The sequence below is a fragment of the Photobacterium sp. GSS17 genome, from assembly GCF_028621875.1.
Lineage (GTDB): Bacteria > Pseudomonadota > Gammaproteobacteria > Enterobacterales > Vibrionaceae > Photobacterium > Photobacterium ganghwense.
Window position 1 is genome coordinate 1,375,003 of sequence record NZ_CP117518.1, and the last position, 15,427, is coordinate 1,390,429.

At 51.4% G+C, this 15,427-nt stretch carries 12 protein-coding genes; 3 read left to right on the forward strand and 9 right to left on the reverse strand.

What is annotated here, in order from left to right; genetic code table 11:
• Nucleotides 1-218: 218 nt before the first annotated feature.
• Entirely contained in the window at nucleotides 219-776 is a 558-nt protein-coding gene (locus PGW97_RS22605; RefSeq protein WP_047886177.1) for a hypothetical protein, read from the reverse strand.
• 200 nt (nucleotides 777-976) lie between these two features.
• On the opposite strand from PGW97_RS22605, the gene PGW97_RS22610 reads away from it, so the two are divergent.
• A complete protein-coding gene (locus PGW97_RS22610; RefSeq protein ID WP_047886178.1) occupies nucleotides 977-1,168 on the forward strand; it encodes a hypothetical protein in 192 nt (63 codons plus the stop codon).
• A gap of 191 nt (nucleotides 1,169-1,359) precedes the next feature.
• Here PGW97_RS22610 and PGW97_RS22615 read toward each other — a convergent pair whose 3' ends face one another.
• On the reverse strand, nucleotides 1,360-2,616 hold the full coding sequence (locus PGW97_RS22615; RefSeq protein WP_047886179.1) for a D-amino acid dehydrogenase: 1,257 nt from the start codon (nucleotides 2,614-2,616) through the stop codon (nucleotides 1,360-1,362).
• A gap of 197 nt (nucleotides 2,617-2,813) precedes the next feature.
• Here PGW97_RS22615 and PGW97_RS22620 point away from each other — a divergent pair, with 197 nt between their 5' ends.
• On the forward strand, nucleotides 2,814-3,752 hold the full coding sequence (locus PGW97_RS22620; RefSeq protein ID WP_217393416.1) for a LysR family transcriptional regulator: 939 nt from the start codon (nucleotides 2,814-2,816) through the stop codon (nucleotides 3,750-3,752).
• A gap of 216 nt (nucleotides 3,753-3,968) precedes the next feature.
• Here the strand turns inward: PGW97_RS22620 and fhuB are convergent, their stop codons facing one another.
• From fhuB to PGW97_RS22640, 4 genes are all read right to left on the reverse strand, one after another.
• Nucleotides 3,969-5,954, reverse strand: coding sequence for a Fe(3+)-hydroxamate ABC transporter permease FhuB (gene fhuB / locus PGW97_RS22625; protein ID WP_273859910.1), 1,986 nt, complete (start codon nucleotides 5,952-5,954; stop codon nucleotides 3,969-3,971).
• On the reverse strand, nucleotides 5,954-6,874 hold the full coding sequence (locus PGW97_RS22630; RefSeq protein ID WP_443147143.1) for an iron-siderophore ABC transporter substrate-binding protein: 921 nt from the start codon (nucleotides 6,872-6,874) through the stop codon (nucleotides 5,954-5,956). Before PGW97_RS22630 ends, fhuB begins: the two co-directional genes overlap by 1 nt.
• Nucleotides 6,875-6,993: 119 nt before the next feature.
• Complete coding sequence (locus PGW97_RS22635) at nucleotides 6,994-7,776, reverse strand: ABC transporter ATP-binding protein (RefSeq protein WP_273859912.1); 783 nt, start codon at nucleotides 7,774-7,776, stop codon at nucleotides 6,994-6,996.
• Between the two features lie 112 nt (nucleotides 7,777-7,888).
• Complete coding sequence (locus tag PGW97_RS22640) at nucleotides 7,889-9,997, reverse strand: TonB-dependent siderophore receptor (RefSeq protein ID WP_273859913.1); 2,109 nt, start codon at nucleotides 9,995-9,997, stop codon at nucleotides 7,889-7,891.
• Between the two features lie 341 nt (nucleotides 9,998-10,338).
• On the opposite strand from PGW97_RS22640, the gene PGW97_RS22645 reads away from it, so the two are divergent.
• Complete coding sequence (locus tag PGW97_RS22645; RefSeq protein WP_047886183.1) at nucleotides 10,339-12,183, forward strand: ABC transporter ATP-binding protein; 1,845 nt, start codon at nucleotides 10,339-10,341, stop codon at nucleotides 12,181-12,183.
• Between the two features lie 132 nt (nucleotides 12,184-12,315).
• Here PGW97_RS22645 and PGW97_RS22650 read toward each other — a convergent pair whose 3' ends face one another.
• The 3 genes from PGW97_RS22650 to PGW97_RS22660 all read right to left on the reverse strand — a co-directional run bounded on the left by PGW97_RS22650 (nucleotide 12,316) and on the right by PGW97_RS22660 (nucleotide 15,265).
• Complete coding sequence (locus PGW97_RS22650) at nucleotides 12,316-13,338, reverse strand: phosphotransferase (protein ID WP_273859914.1); 1,023 nt, start codon at nucleotides 13,336-13,338, stop codon at nucleotides 12,316-12,318.
• A 768-nt stretch (nucleotides 13,339-14,106) separates the two neighbouring features.
• A complete protein-coding gene (locus tag PGW97_RS22655) occupies nucleotides 14,107-14,676 on the reverse strand; it encodes a nucleotidyltransferase family protein (RefSeq protein ID WP_273859915.1) in 570 nt (189 codons plus the stop codon).
• Between the two features lie 163 nt (nucleotides 14,677-14,839).
• Nucleotides 14,840-15,265, reverse strand: a complete 426-nt coding sequence (locus PGW97_RS22660) for a bifunctional diaminohydroxyphosphoribosylaminopyrimidine deaminase/5-amino-6-(5-phosphoribosylamino)uracil reductase RibD (protein ID WP_273859916.1) — start codon at nucleotides 15,263-15,265, stop codon at nucleotides 14,840-14,842.
• Between the last annotated feature and the right edge of the window lie 162 nt (nucleotides 15,266-15,427).

Here is a 15,427-nt window from a genome sequence, read left to right on the forward strand (position 1 = left end):
AAATCGATATTAGAGGAAACGTCAGAAATCCGGAATGACCTCGCGGAACCCACAAAAAACTCCCCCAGCAAATAGCAGGGGGAGTTTCTATTTGTAAGCTCGTTGTACGTAATCTGGTTGATTCTAACAATCAACGGCTCCTAACAATTAATTCTATCTAACAATTAATTCTAACTACGAATTACGTCTGGCTCACCAGTCGCATCTACTTATCTACTTTACGGCATCACATGCAGAAACCTGTCCCAGCGGTTATGCAGTGAGACCAACCATCGCGGTGGCGATTTACCGGTACCGGCAGGCTGCAGCTTATTATGCGCCAGCGTTACGTTCGCCAGCGTCAACTCCTGCTCGGGCTCAACGTCCACCATCAGAACATGGCGACCGGATTTCAGCACCTGCTTGAATTTCCTGAACTGATAATGCAGCTCCTGAAAACCAAACAGCCCGCCTTCCCAGGTAATAAATCCCAGTACAACAATTGCCAACATAATAAACGGCAACCAACCTACGGTGTCGGTCACGCCTGACATATACGCAAAAAATAAAATCAGCCCGGAAGCGGCTACCCCAATAACAGCTCCAATTTCCGTTGAATGAATCACATCATTGCGCAAAAAAGATTTCACCGGATGCAGGTGATGATGGCTGGCAACCTCGGCATCATTGTCGGTAAGTACGTGGATTTGTGAAGAGCCTATCCCGCTCAGTTCTAATTCATATTCCACTAACTCAAGGTCGTCTAAGTCATCGCTAATGTAAAAGACCCGAATCATTTCGGCCTCCTGACATTTCGATATTGACGGGTGTGTTAATAATTTTACTACATTGACGTCAAAACGTATGGGCAATCTGCCTCTTACTAGTGCCGATTCACCCTGACATTTCCCTGACATTTCTGGCGAAGATCACCGTTTACAATATGTGCTGACAACATACTGAAACCAATGGCTCTTATCCATTACAGGTAATGACAATGAAAAAAATGGCGATGTTTGCAGCAATGCTGATGGTGCTGACAACCACAGGCTGCCAACTGACACATGTTGAAGGTGAAGTTGACGGCGTTAATATTCGCGCAACCACCAATGATCGTGATTACGGCGGTCCACACAGCCACGGTGGCGGCTTCTGCCCTCCGGGCCAAGCCAAGAAAGGCAATTGCTGATTCTTGCCCGCCAAAAAATAAAAAAACGCTGGTTAAGGTAACCAGCGTTTTTTTGTATGGTCGTTATCACGGACGAGATAGAAGCTACGATCGAAAGCTACTCAAAAGCTACTTTCGTATGATGCATCAGTGAATACCACTGACGCATCACTGCAACATTAACCGCGTTAGCTTCTTAATACCCCATCAGCTTAGTTAGCGTAACGGGATACATCCAGACCTGTTGAGTCGATATCTGTTTGCTTACCGCTCACGATGTCAGCCAGCAGACGAGCAGAACCACACGCCATCGTCCAGCCCAGAGTACCGTGACCCGTGTTGGTGTACAGATTCTTGATGTGCGTTTTACCGATAATTGGGGTACCGTCCGGCGTCATTGGACGCAGGCCAGTCCAGTATTCCGCTTTGCTGATATCGCCACCGTTCGGGAACAGGTCACTGATAACCATCGCGATGGTTTCTTTACGCTTCTGTGGCAAGTTGTAGTTAAAACCAGCCAGCTCTGCAGTACCGGCAACACGAATACGGTCATCGAAACGTGTCATCGCTACCTTGTAAGTTTCATCCATTACCGTTGAAACCGGTGCTTCGCTTTCATTGGTAACAGGCATTGTCAGTGAGTAACCTTTAACAGGGTAAACTGGCAGTTTGATACCCATTGGTGACAGAAGCTGCGGTGAGAAGCTGCCCATTGCAACAACATAGTTGTCGGCTTTCAGCAGACCTTTGTCGGTGTGAACGCCACGGATCTGACCGTTTTCTTCCACCAGACGCTCAACTTGTGTGTTGAACAGGAATTTCACACCGGCTTTTTCAGCCATGTCAGTCAGTTGCTGACAGAACAGGTAGCAGTCACCCGTTTCATCGTCAGGCAGGCGAAGACCACCCACCAGCTTGTGCTTCACGCCTTCCAGACCTGGTTCCACAGCGATACAGCCCGCCACGTCCATTTCTTCGAAACGCGTGCCGCTTTCAGCCAGTACTTCGATGTCTTTCTTCACAGCTTCCAGCTGAGCTTCGGTACGGAACACCTGCAGCGTACCTTGCTGACGGCCTTCGTAATTCAGATCGTGTGATTTGCGCAGGTCAATCAGGCAGTCACGGCTGTAGTTCGCGATGCGCAGCATACGTGATTTGTTCACCTGATAGTGACGGTAGCTACAGTTCACCAGCATTTGTGCCGCCCAACGGTACAGCTCAGGTGACGCTGAAGGTTGTACTTTAAACGGCGCGTGTTTTTGCATCAGCCATTTGATCGCTTTGGTCGGAATACCCGGAGCAGCCCACGGCGATGAGTAGCCGTAAGAAATCTGGCCGGCATTAGCAAAACTGGTTTCTTCTGCGCTGCGTGGCTGACGGTCGATCACAGTCACATCGTGACCTGCCTGACGTAAAAACCAGGCTGATGTCAGACCGACAACGCCACTACCTAATACGATAACTTCCATCCCTTTCCTCACTTATGGCTGATTCTTATTGGTATAAATGAAAACGAGTGAAGAATGCGGGATTTACATTTCCCTAACAATCGATATTATTTAACAGCAGTATTTAGTTTTTCTAAAACCTTTAAAATCCGGATTCTGTTTGTCTTACCCAGTCAGTCAAACAAACCCATAAAATCTATCAGGAATTCGTCTGACACATGAAAAGCGCCACATTCGCCGGACTGGCAACCTTCGAGGCCGTAGCCCGTCACGGAAGCCTGACTCAGGCTGCGAAACAGCTGCATTTAACAACCGGGGCATTAAGCCAGCAGATCAAGCTGTTAGAACAGCGGTTAGATTTAACTCTGTTTGAACGCCATTCACGCGGCCTGACCCTGACGCCGGAGGGGAAACAGCTGTATATGGTGGTCAATAACAGCATTGAAGCCATCGAAAAAGTGCTGGAGCAGTTGCAAGGGCCCTCGCAGAGCAATGAAGTACGGCTCAAGCTCACACCGTCATTTGCATTTAAATGGCTGGTGCCGCGATTGCAGGATTTTTATCGCCTGCATCCTGACATCAAGGTACTGACCTTTGCCGATGGCGCGCTGGTTGATCACCGAGATTCCGGTGTCGATCTGATCATTGATTACTGCCAGTCTGCCAATGCACCGGCAAAGGCCAAACTGTTGATGGAAGAGTATCTGGTACCGGTGATGAGCCCGGATTATTTTTCCGGCGCTGACTGGCATCTGCCTAAAAGCTGGCAGAATGTCACCCTGCTGCACGATGCGATGCCGTGGCAGGGAGCCGATAAAGACGATGAATGGCGTTTCTGGTTTGACAGTCAGGGCTGGGCCTACGAAAACACCCAGGGGCACTATTTCAACCGAACCGATATGGCAATGGCTGCCGCAGAGGCCGGGCTGGGTATTGCCATGGCTCGACGGGCGTTGATCAGTCCATCCCAAGTCCAAACTCAGGTGAAAACACCAGAGCAAGCGACATCCGGCACACGCAGCTCATTGGTTTCTCCGTTTGAGCCGGTGCCTGCACAAGCCGGATACTATCTGTTTCAGCACCGTACCAACCCGGCGATTGATGCCTTCTGCCATTGGCTGAAAGGGGTGGCATCCGACGCCGGATTAAGTGACTAAGCCCCGTTTACTCTGCAGAATTTCGGATTGTGTTGCCGAGCTGTGCTGTCGGGTTGTACTGACATCGTAGTACTGACATAGCACTGCTCTGGAACCTGTGTCACCGGATAAAAAAATGGCTCCGTCTTACGGAGCCATTGTCTGTAACGTCGCGACGTAAACACTTGACGTCGAGGTTTAAGATACCAGTTTCAGGTAAAGCTTTCAGAAGCCCAATCAGGTGTGGCTACGCCCCCGGATCAGCAGCAACAGGAAGTAACTGCCACCTATCACAGACACCAGCGTACCTGCGGCGATCTGCATAGGGTACAGCATCACTTGCCCCAACCAGTCAGCAAATACCATCAAGCAGCCTCCCACCAGCGCCGCCACCGTCAGTTGTGACTTCACCACTTTTGCCCCCAGCATCACTGCCATGTGAGGCGCCAGCAATCCGATGAAGGCCACCGGCCCCATTGTCGCCGTCACCGATCCGCACAGCAGCGCCACCACACCAAGCAGAATCACACTGGTCAGTTGCACATTCAGCCCTCGTGCAGCCGCAAACTGCCGCCCGGCGGAAATCAGCGTTAACCAGCGGGATGTCGCCAGCGTGAAGGCTGTCAGAGCAGCCACTACGGCCATCAACAGCAGGGCTTTCTCCGGCGTTACCCGGTAGGTTGACCCTGCCAGCCAGCTGATGATGCTGTAGCTGTCTTCCGTTCCCCGAGCCAGGGCAAACTGGACCAGTGCTTCAATCAGCGCACTGACGGCAATTCCAATCAGAATCATACTGGACGGGGCAAACTGATGGCGTCGTCCCAGCAGCAAAATCACAGCCAGTACCGCCATACTGCCAATAAATGCAGTCAGCGATCCGGCGGCAAATATACTGTTGCCGAGAAAAATACTGCTGGCCACCAGGGCAAACGTCGCCCCTGCAGAGATCCCGAGAATATCCGGGCTGGCAAGCGGGTTATAAATCAGCCGCTGCAAAATGGTCCCGGCCAGGGCCAACCCGACACCAGCACACAATGCAGTCAGCAACCGCGGCCAGCGCAGTGCCCACTGATAGTCCCCCGGTAACGCAAAAGAAGCACCCGACTCGGCGGGATGGTATGTCAGGCTCAGCGCCGCCAGCCCGAGAATCATCAGACCCAGCACAGGAAGCGTTGCGGTTGCCAGCCGATCACGGCTTGGCGGGAGTTTGATCGACAATTGATCTTGCGCTTTGAGTTTGCGCCGGGCAAACCAAATCAGCGCCGGTGCGCCGATAGCAGCAGCCGTTGTGCCACTTGGCAGAGCATCCGTTGTCCATTGGCTCAGCCAGAGGGCAGCGCTGTCAGTGAGCAGGAGCAGCAGGCTACCGAGAAACATACTCACCAACAGCTCAGTACGCGGAGTACGAGCCCCTACTGCGCGAGCTATGTTAGGGGTCAACAACCCGATAAAACTGATCACGCCTACCGCAGTGATTGAAGCCGCCACCAGCCACAATCCCAGTCCGATCAGCAGGATAAACATCGGGATCACGTTCAAGCCGCGAGCTGCTGCTCCCTGATGACCTAACCGCATCAACGTCAGTACCCGCGGTGCGAACAGCAGGATCAGCACCGACACCGTCAGCCGCGGCCATAGCCATTGCACCCACTCCCAGCCATTCTGGGTTAAATCACCGGCTCCCCAGATAAACACATTCTGCGCATATTGCTCGTTAAGCAGAATGATGGCTGTCGCCAAGGCACCCAACAGGATATTCACCACCATTCCGGCCAGTACCAGTGGTAAACCGGTCATATTACGCGGCCCGGCAATGGTAATGACCAACAACAGCGCCGACATCGCCCCGACCATCGCCGCCAGTGCCTGCAAATCGGCGGCATTATCAGGAAACCAGACATTCAGAATAATCAGCGCCAGCCAGGCACCGGAGGAGGTTCCCAGCGTCAGCGGCGAGGTCAGTGAATTCTGGGTCAGCTGCTGCATCAGGCTGCCCACCAGCCCCAACATCGCGCCCACCATCACTGCCATCACCATTCGCGGCAACTGAGCGTAAACAAAAGCAAAATCGGCAAATTCTTCCGCCGGTGTACCAAACAGCAAATCAATCTGTCGAGCCAGTGTTACATCATTGCCAATTTGCAGACTGCCTGCAGCCAGCAGGCCCAGGCCCAGGCCCAGGCCCAGCGTCAGAAATGGCACATAAGTCATTGAACGAGACATTATTTCGGTGCGATCTCCAGCAGGCTTTGTGCCATTCCCTCGCCGATATAGCGAATCGACATCGCGCCGCCATAATTCCAGACCGATGGCACACTGTTAACATGATTCAGACGTACAAACGGCATCGCTTTCCACAGTACGGATTTCTTCAATGCCTCGGCATCATTAAACGGCTCAAAATACAGTACATAACCATTGCCGACATGCTGTAAATCGGTAATCCGCTTTTGCACAATGCCCCATTCCGTCGCAGGCTGCGGCAAGGCCGTTTGCAAGCCCAGCTTCTGCAACGCGTATTCGGTGGTGGAGTTCTCACCGTAGATGTACACCGAGGTCTTGTTGGCAAAGCGCATCGCCGCCACTTTTGGCAACGGTTCACCAAATGCCGTGGTCAACTGGGTTTTCAGCTCTGCAAAACGGGCATCCATCGCGGCCAATTTTTGCTCCGCCAGCGTGGATTTACCCACCGCTTCTGCGATGTAGCGGTAGTTCTGAATCGCCATTTCGGCGCTGTTGGTCTCTTTACTGTAAGTGCTGTAATACAGCACTGGCGCGATGCTTTCCAGACGCGGGATCAGGTCTTTTTGCGGGGTCGCCGCCAGGATCAAGTCCGGCTTCAGCGCGGCCAACTTTTCCATATTCGGCTCAGCGCGGGTGCCAAGATCGTCCACCCCATCAGGCATCGCAGGCTTGACCACCCACTCGCCGTAATCTTTGATATTTGGCACGCCAACCGGCACAACATCCAGCTCCAGCAGCTGCTCTGCCAGATCCCAGTTCAGTGCAACAATGCGTTTGGGCGGAGTTTGCAGCTCATGCTGTCCCCGGCTGTCTGTCACAGTGATAGCAGCGACGCCCGGCAGGCTCATCAGACAGCCCGTACCGATCACCGCAGCCCTGATGTACCGGTTCAGCCGAATCCGTGACGGAAAAAATCGCGACGAGTAAAAACGCGACACAGATAACCATGAAGAACGCGGTCCACCGGCTGATTTTGAGGCTGAATCCGAGCCTGTGAGGGAAAATAGAGAAGTAAGCATTAACATACCACGGCTACCTTATTGGATTGTGACGATGCCGCCGGAACAGGATGATCAATCAGTTTGATGTCAGTGCCGTACAGTTCAGACAGCTGTGCTTCACTCAGCATCTCGCGGCTCGGGCCGTTAAACACCACTCGGCCCTGCTTCAGCGCCACGATGTCAGTGGCATAACGCAGTGCCAGATTCAAATCGTGCAGGATCACGATAATTCCACAGCCAGTACGGGTATTGAGGTCGGCCAGTAATGCCATCAGCTGGTATTGATGACTGATGTCCAGCGCCGAGGTCGGCTCATCCAGAATTAATACCGGCGACTGCTGAGCGAGCAACATCGCGACCCATGCCCGCTGGCGCTCCCCGCCGGACAGCTGATCCGCGAGACTATCAGCAAAAGGCAATGTCCCGGTCTGTGCCATCGCCTCGTTGATAATGTCATTGTCCTGTTTCTGCCAGCGACCAAAGGTACCCCGCCACGGGAAACGCCCTAGCCGAACCAGCTCCCGAACGGTCAGTCCGGCTACTTCCGGCAGTTTCTGCGGCAAGAATGCGATTTCGCGGGCCAGTCCTTTAGCTGACAAATCAGTGAGAATGTGCCCGTTCAGGCTGACGGTACCGGCATCCGGAGCTACCTGCCCCGACAGCAGATTCACCAGCGTCGATTTTCCGGAGCCATTGTGGCCAAGCACCACCGTCAGGGCATCACTTTTAATGTTCAGTGTCTCGATAGCCAGGATATCCCGACCATCGCGATGCATACGTATATTATTCAGTTCAAACATGGTTCAGTCTTCCCCCAAAAAGGCTGTTACTGAAATAGGCAAGCCGAGCCGGGCAAAACACCCGACTCGGCTTAGTCATTAACGCCAGATATGATCGGCGCGCTGAAGTTCATTACCAACGGTAATTCAGGCTGGCCACTACGCGGCGTGATTCACCGTAGTAGCAGTAGTAATCGCAGCTCGATACATACTCTTTATCGGTGATGTTGTTGATGTTCAGCTGTGCCTGCCATGCACGGTTGATGTCATACTGCGCCACCGCATCCCACAGGGTGTACGCTGCGACCTGACGATGACTGCTCGCCGGATTGTCCACCGTCGTGCCGACATAGCGAATGCCACTGCCCAGGCGGAAGCCTTCCAGACCGGCTGAGGTGAAATCATAGTCAAACCATGCCGAAGCCATATGACGAGGAATCATCCCAGCACGCTGTTTGCCTTTACCGTAGGTTTCATCAGTACGTGCATCGGTATAGGTGTAACTGGCGGTCAGTTTCAGGTCATCGGTAATGTACCCGACCCCTTCCAGCTCCACGCCTTTAGACTTCACTTCCCCGGTCTGGGTTTTCACCCAGGTGTTCGGGTTTGTCACCAGCGCATTTTTCTCTTCCAGATTAAACCAGGCCAGGTTGATGTAACCGTCAAACGCATCTGGCGTATATTTCACACCGACTTCGGTTTGCTTGCCTTTCAGCGGTTTATAGAGTTCGTTCGTGGCTGTGTCGATAGTGGTCAGCACTTCAAACGATTCTGAGTAGCTGACATAAGGCGACATACCATTCTCAGCCAGGTACATCAGACCGGCATTCAGCGAAAACTCGCTGTCGTAACGCGCTTCGCGGGTATCGGCCGTGCCGTTTTTGTTCTGTGTTTCGACGTAGTCAAAACGGCCGCCAACAATACCTACCCACTGGTCATACAGACGCATCTGATACTGGGCATACAAACCCGCCTGCTGCTTACTGATGCGGCGATCAATCGCCGTATTCGGGTCAATCGGGGTAAAGTTGCCGTATTGCGGGTCAAACGCATCAATGGTGCCGAAACTGTAGCTGTCCAGCTCTTTGCCACTGTTGCGGTGCGATTGCAGATCGAGGCCAAGCAACAGAGTCTGCTCGGTATAATCGCTATACCAGCGCCCTACCGCTTTGTTGTCCACGGTGAAACTTTCGGTATCACCATCGCGGAAAACTAGACCACGTTGCAGCGTAGTCGATGAATCGCTCGGGAAAGCATAAGTACTGCGCAGCAACAACTTGTTGTAACCGTATTTGGCGTTCTGAGCGAACTCCCAGGTATCGTTAATCTGGTGATCAAGCTGGTAGCCCAGAGAGACCTGAGTACGACGGTAGCGATCATAATCCGGCTCACCCATATTAGTGCTTGGATCGATTTTCCCAAACGGCGTGTCAATCAAGGTACCGTACGCCGGGAAGAAACCGTTGGTCGGCACTCCGTCGTCATACAGCACGCTGGCCAGCAGGGTCAGCGTGGTATCGGCAGAAAGATCAATCGCCAGGCTTGGCGCGAAGTAGTAACGGGTGTTCTCCGTGCCGTTCAGCTCACCGTCGCCGTCTTTGAACATACCCACGATACGAAAACGCATATCATCGCGGCCATTCACCGAATCGGAAACATCAATGCCAACCTGTTTGTGGTCTTTGTTGCCAGCCTGAACATTAATTTCCCCGCGCGGCTCGTACGTTGGCTTTTTGGTGACCGCATTGATCACCCCACCCGGAGGTGCCTCACCGTAAAGGATAGAGGCCGGGCCTTTGAGCAGCTCAACCCTGTCGAGACCATAAGGTTCAATCATCCAGCCGTAGTAACCGTCTTTGAACAGACGGCTGCCATCGAGATACGTTGCCGCATCAAAACCACGAACCTTCAACCAGTCTGTATCGTTATCTGCACCGTATGGCGCCGACAGCACACCCGCGTTATAGCGAAATGCTTCATCCAGCTTCTGAACCTGATGAATGTCCAGATCGTCCCGATTGACCACAGAGACTGAAGTCGGCGATTCTGCCATCGGCGTGGCCACTTTCAACGCCGAGGCTGTTACCACGATGGTTTCATCAGGTGCCTGAGCCTGCTCACTGGCCTGCGCGACAACCGGTGTACACAACACAGCCAGTGAAAGGGGAAAAAGAGGTGCCTGGCAGGTTTGCTTGATCAGGCGGGCAAGTTTGCTTTGCATCGGAAGAATTGTCGGCGACATCCGTTTAAATACCTCGAAATACTACACGTAATAAATATGGGAATTATTATCATTAGTATTATGTGGTTATTTTGCGGTAAAATAAATGCCTGAAATCAACTCTTTCATATTTAATTAATACTTATATTAATAACACTGCATAATGGCAATTTTTCGTATTTAGCACCAATATTTTGCCTCTAAACCCTATTATAAAAGTGGACAAACTCCGGTTTTTATCTTTATTAATTATTTAAAAATAAAGACTTTTTTATCTTTGGTAATTGTCAGATAGAATACCCTCTTCAGGCTGAAAACCGAGCCTGTCTGAATGCTTTTCCAAACAATGGATAGATGAAAATATGTTCAAGTTTTTTGAAAACTTAACGGCGGCTTTTCCCCGGCAGGAACCGCAACAGCCACCCGGCAGCCTGTTTGCGTTCTGCCGTCATTACACGCGTGGGTTTGAGCTTCCCCTGCTGGCCATGTCGATACTCAGTGCGCTGGTTGCGATTGTCGAAGTTACCCTGCTGGGTTTCATGGGCCGGTTGGTTGATATGCTGGCCAACCACAACCCGGACACACTGTGGGCAGAAGAAGGCTCAACCATCATGATGATGGGCTTTCTGGTGATCGTGGTAATTCCGGTGCTGGCATTCTGCCACTCAATGATCATGCACCAGTCACTACTCGGTAATTATCCGATGTCGATCCGCTGGATGGCACACCGCTATCTGCTGCGTCAGAGCGTGTCTTTCTATCAGGACGACTTTGCTGGCCGTATTGCCACCAAAGTGATGCAAACAGCACTGGCAGTGCGTGAAACCGTGATGAAACTCGTCGATGTACTGGTGTATATCAGTGTGTATTTCACCTCGATGATCATCATGATGGGTAACTCCGATTTTTACCTGATGCTGCCTATCTTTGCCTGGCTGTTAGCTTATATCGGTATTCAGTTCTATTTCGTGCCGCGAATGAAAAAAGTCGCCACAGAACAAGCTGATGCCCGATCGTTAATGACAGGCCGTATCGTTGACAGCTACACCAATATCGCAACGGTCAAACTGTTTTCTCACACAAATCGTGAAATGGAATATGCCGAGCAGGGTATGCGTGGCTTCCTGAAAACAGTTTACGGCCAGATGCGTCTGGCGACCTGTTTTGTCCTGAGTGTTGATGCCATTAACTACCTGTTGCTGTTTACCGTGGCGGCAGTGTCAATTGGCCTGTGGATGAACGCGGCTGTGACCGTCGGCGTGATTGCTGTCGCCATCAGTATCGCTCTGCGTATTCAAGGGATGTCGAAGTGGATCATGTGGGAAATCGGGGCGCTGTTTGAAAACATCGGTACCGTTATTGATGGCATGAAGACACTGTCTAAACCTATCGCGATTGAAGACAAGCCCAATGCTCCGAAACTGAACGTCAATCATGGCAGCATTGAGTTTGACAATGTCAGCTTCCACTACGGTGAAGAAGAAGGCGTTCTGGAGAAACTCAACCTATCCATCAAACCGGGTGAAAAAGTGGGCCTGGTGGGTCGCTCCGGGGCCGGTAAATCCACCCTGGTCAACCTGCTAATGCGTTTCCACGACGTCGAGTCCGGTGCCATTAAAATTGATGGTCAGAACATTTCCGACGTCAAGCAGGACTCACTGCGCAGCCAGATTGGTATGGTAACGCAGGATACTTCATTGCTGCACCGCTCGATCCGTGAAAACATTCTCTATGGTCGCCCGGATGCCACCGAAGACGATCTGCTACGTGCCACACGTCAGGCGCATGCTCATGAGTTTATTGAGAGATTGTCAGATCCACACGGCAACGTGGGGTATGACGCTCAGGTAGGTGAGCGCGGGGTGAAACTCTCCGGCGGTCAGCGCCAACGCATTGCCATCTCGCGGGTGCTGCTGAAAGACGCACCGATTCTGGTGATGGATGAAGCAACGTCGGCCCTGGATTCGGAAGTCGAAGCGGCGATTCAGGAAAGTTTGTACAAGCTAATGGAAGGCAAAACAGTGATTGCAATTGCTCACCGCCTGTCGACCATTGCAGAGATGGATCGTCTGATCGTGCTGGATAAAGGCAAGATTGTCGAAGAAGGCAGCCACAAGGCACTGCTGGAGAAAAATGGCCTGTACGCTCAGCTGTGGGCACATCAGACCGGTGGCTTCATCGGCGACGTGCTGGAAGAAACTGCCTGAAAGCCCTTTTGCCAGTATCGCGATGTTGAGGCTGAGTCTCGCCAATCGAGCGCGCTAAGCTGACTCGGTAAAAAACCCACTGCCATGCAGTGGGTTTCTTTTTTTCATCTCACCACAAAAACACCCGGCAGATCATCTGGACCTTCTCTCGCTCCCTGCATTCAGGCTTTCCTTTATCCCTACCTGTTCCAAGCCCAGACGGGTCAGGTTTTCAGTATAAGGATTTATCTTCCAGTGGCCGGGGCTCCAGCCTTTCACAAAGCGCTGAAAGTCAGCCCAGGCGACACTGTATAGCGGCCGCCAAGCCGCCTCTATCGCCTCGCTGTCTAACGCTGGTTGATGGCGTTCGACAGCTGCTTTCAGACAGGAGAAATAATGTTCCAGATATTCCGCTATCTGGATGTCGTTTTCCTCAAAGGTCAGAACGCTACTCAGAAACAGGCACACATCCTTCATCCCGCAACCTTTACCGACATATTGGAAATCAACCGCGGCAACTTTGCTGTGATCGGGTGTAAAGCAGAAATTTGCCAGTTTGGCATCGCCATGTACCAATGTCTGGTACGGGCAATCTGCCAGAGCACGATCAATACACTCAGCCGCCGCTTTTAACATCGGATCGTCCAACGCCTCCCATTCATCCGGACGCGTCGAGAGATGCCAGTAGGTCCCAGTCTGCCACAACCCGGCTGGCTCCTGCCCCATAAACCGGGCATGAAACTCGGCCAGCCAACGCAGGCAAGCAAAAATCGCCGGTCTATCTGCCTGTTTCAGCACTCTGGAATAACCAAGGGTATGTAAGTCTTCCAAGACCAGCAAGATTTCATCCCCCTGTTGTGAAACGTACAGGCACTGCGGAACCGGACTTTCGGGAGAGCACTGACTGGCATAGTGGCGATACCAGTTCACCTCAGCCTGATAAGAATCCAGCTTTCTCTGATGCGATACCGGTGTGTTCCAGCCTCGGGGATGAGATTCCGGCTGAGGCAATCGAATATGCTTCACAATCACGGATGGCCATGCCCCGCCTTGTAGGGTGGCTCGAAACAATTCCCCGTACCCTCCCCACAAAGACTGAATGATAGCTGTTTGTCTGATTGCCTCAGCGCCCAGCGCTGTCACCACATCAACGTTGACCGACTTTGGTATTTGCATGCTGTATCACTCTGTTTTTCCCGCTCGCCAGCTTACCATAAGCGACTATCAACTTGCCGTTCGACGTAGCGTCATGGGTTCGGCATGGGTTCGTGGCATTGAATTTAATCGCATTCGCTTCACTGTTTTTGGTATCAAGACCTTGGGAATAAACAGACTCAACGATGTTAAATTCAAACCGTACCCAGTCAGCACGTATTCGGCACCGTCTTATCAAGAAATCGGCTAACTCAGGTAAACGCAATACGTTCCGCCACCCAAAAAGTGACACCGTCACCATGTCACTTATATCTGGTATCAACATCGCGATAGCAGTAGCTGTAGCAAAAGCGGCTGGGGAAATATTGGCGCGCAAAAAACCACATCCCCGACTTTATTTATATGGAGGGTAAATTAATCTGATTTGCGCTTATCTGGGAATATCCAACCGCGCAATCAGACTTTACGGTTGAGTATTCAATCTATTCTGAAGAACAATCAATCTATTCTAAAGAACCATCAATTTATAATATTGAGCAATTTTTTGTATTACGAAAATATAAAGCGTTGGATCTTGGTGAAAAAGCATTCGCGCCATTTATCTTTTTATCTGGTTATCTTTTTATTTCCAGAACACGGGCAGAAAATTGGCAGACTGGAGTGCTCATGGATAAAACCGGTACTTTGAAATTCTGGCGCCAGAATAGTCAGCCAGGTTATCGGCGACAGGTGCACTCTAACAGAAGCAATAGACATTGCTCGGTGAATACATGTTATGGCTTTTGACGCTCAAGGCATCGACTCAACAATTTGCAATTTCGGCCACAGTGTTAGCCACCGTTTGTCCCTGACCCGTTGTGCAAAGAGTGCGTGAGAACGTTTGGGATTAGCCGTCAGGTGCAAATTGAACAAAGAATCCCACCCGAATGCGGCAATCAACTCATAGTCATGCCGATTGATTTTTCTGATGCCCACCGCTGTTTCTTTTTCCGGCCAATACGATAAAGCGTCAAGCGTACTGGTATAAGGTATATCACCGTTGCGACTGTGCATTTTCGCCTGATTACGTACTTGCCAGTTGACTTCAGGCATCATTTTCCGCAACCTGCTTTCAAAGTCTAAATAGGCAACGTCACACTCTTCGGTTGAGTCGAAATAAACAACATCCAGATCGTTCAGGGCGGTTGAATACTCTTTCTGATGAAGATGATCCCACACCAAATTTCGTACAAAACCGGCAGCCAGATAACATTGCGGCAGATCCAGTTGCCAAACACAATCGAGCGCTTTGACCCGGAGTGAATCGCGTTTGATCATAAACAGTAACTGCTCCTGATAGCCATGTTCAGAATTACCCATCAATACTTTTCCCCTTCCACTTCTTTGCATTAAAAGAATCATCGGCAGTTCTACTGATAAGCCAGCCAGACTCATAAGCAACACATTTCATTTGAGGATACGAGACTCTTCATGGCATGGCATGGCATGGCATGGAATGGAATGGCAAAACACAGTACCGCACTTATGCGTGGCCGAGATAAGGCGTCAGGAATTCTGAGACAGCTTCACCGCACAACCCGATATCCACTCTGATACCGGCAGTTCTGAGAATGTCGATGCCCTTCCCACTGTTTCTTGGATCGGGGTCGAGGATGGCTACCACAACATGCTTAATCCCGCTCTTTGCCAGCATATGAGCGCATGACGGTGTTCTGCCGACAAAGGCACAAGGCTCGAGCGTGACGTAAGCCGTTACGCCTTCCAGCGAGCCAGTGAAAGCCGCACATGCCTCAACTTCAGCATGGTTACCGCCAATTGCCTGAGTATAGCCTTCAGCAACGATAACTCCCTGCTTCACCAGCACACAGCCAACCGGAGGATTGGGGCGACACAGCGGAAGTGCATTGCGTGACACTTCCAATGCGCGCAGCATAAATACGTCGTTCATATTCGTGGTGTTCTCTCTGTTAATGATAAAAAAATAGCTTCCTGTAAGCGAGACAGAAAGCTATTTTCCGGGTCGGAAGCATCAGGCCAGCACAGGTCACGATAGCGCAGGCGTTACCAGAGAACCCCCTGGCGCTTAATGCCTGAGCGATAAACACCTTAG

What these genes read in the sequence shown, in the direction of transcription:
- PGW97_RS22605 (WP_047886177.1), bottom strand. Translation starts at nt 776, where the DNA reads ATGATTCGGGTCTTTTACATTAGCGATGACTTAGACGACCTTGAGTTA.
- PGW97_RS22610 (WP_047886178.1), top strand. Translation starts at nt 977, where the DNA reads ATGAAAAAAATGGCGATGTTTGCAGCAATGCTGATGGTGCTGACAACC.
- PGW97_RS22615 (WP_047886179.1), bottom strand. Translation starts at nt 2,616, where the DNA reads ATGGAAGTTATCGTATTAGGTAGTGGCGTTGTCGGTCTGACATCAGCC.
- PGW97_RS22620 (WP_217393416.1), top strand. Translation starts at nt 2,814, where the DNA reads ATGAAAAGCGCCACATTCGCCGGACTGGCAACCTTCGAGGCCGTAGCC.
- fhuB (WP_273859910.1), bottom strand. Translation starts at nt 5,954, where the DNA reads ATGTCTCGTTCAATGACTTATGTGCCATTTCTGACGCTGGGCCTGGGC.
- PGW97_RS22635 (WP_273859912.1), bottom strand. Translation starts at nt 7,776, where the DNA reads ATGTTTGAACTGAATAATATACGTATGCATCGCGATGGTCGGGATATC.
- PGW97_RS22640 (WP_273859913.1), bottom strand. Translation starts at nt 9,997, where the DNA reads ATGTCGCCGACAATTCTTCCGATGCAAAGCAAACTTGCCCGCCTGATC.
- PGW97_RS22645 (WP_047886183.1), top strand. Translation starts at nt 10,339, where the DNA reads ATGTTCAAGTTTTTTGAAAACTTAACGGCGGCTTTTCCCCGGCAGGAA.
- PGW97_RS22650 (WP_273859914.1), bottom strand. Translation starts at nt 13,338, where the DNA reads ATGCAAATACCAAAGTCGGTCAACGTTGATGTGGTGACAGCGCTGGGC.
- PGW97_RS22655 (WP_273859915.1), bottom strand. Translation starts at nt 14,676, where the DNA reads ATGGGTAATTCTGAACATGGCTATCAGGAGCAGTTACTGTTTATGATC.
- PGW97_RS22660 (WP_273859916.1), bottom strand. Translation starts at nt 15,265, where the DNA reads ATGAACGACGTATTTATGCTGCGCGCATTGGAAGTGTCACGCAATGCA.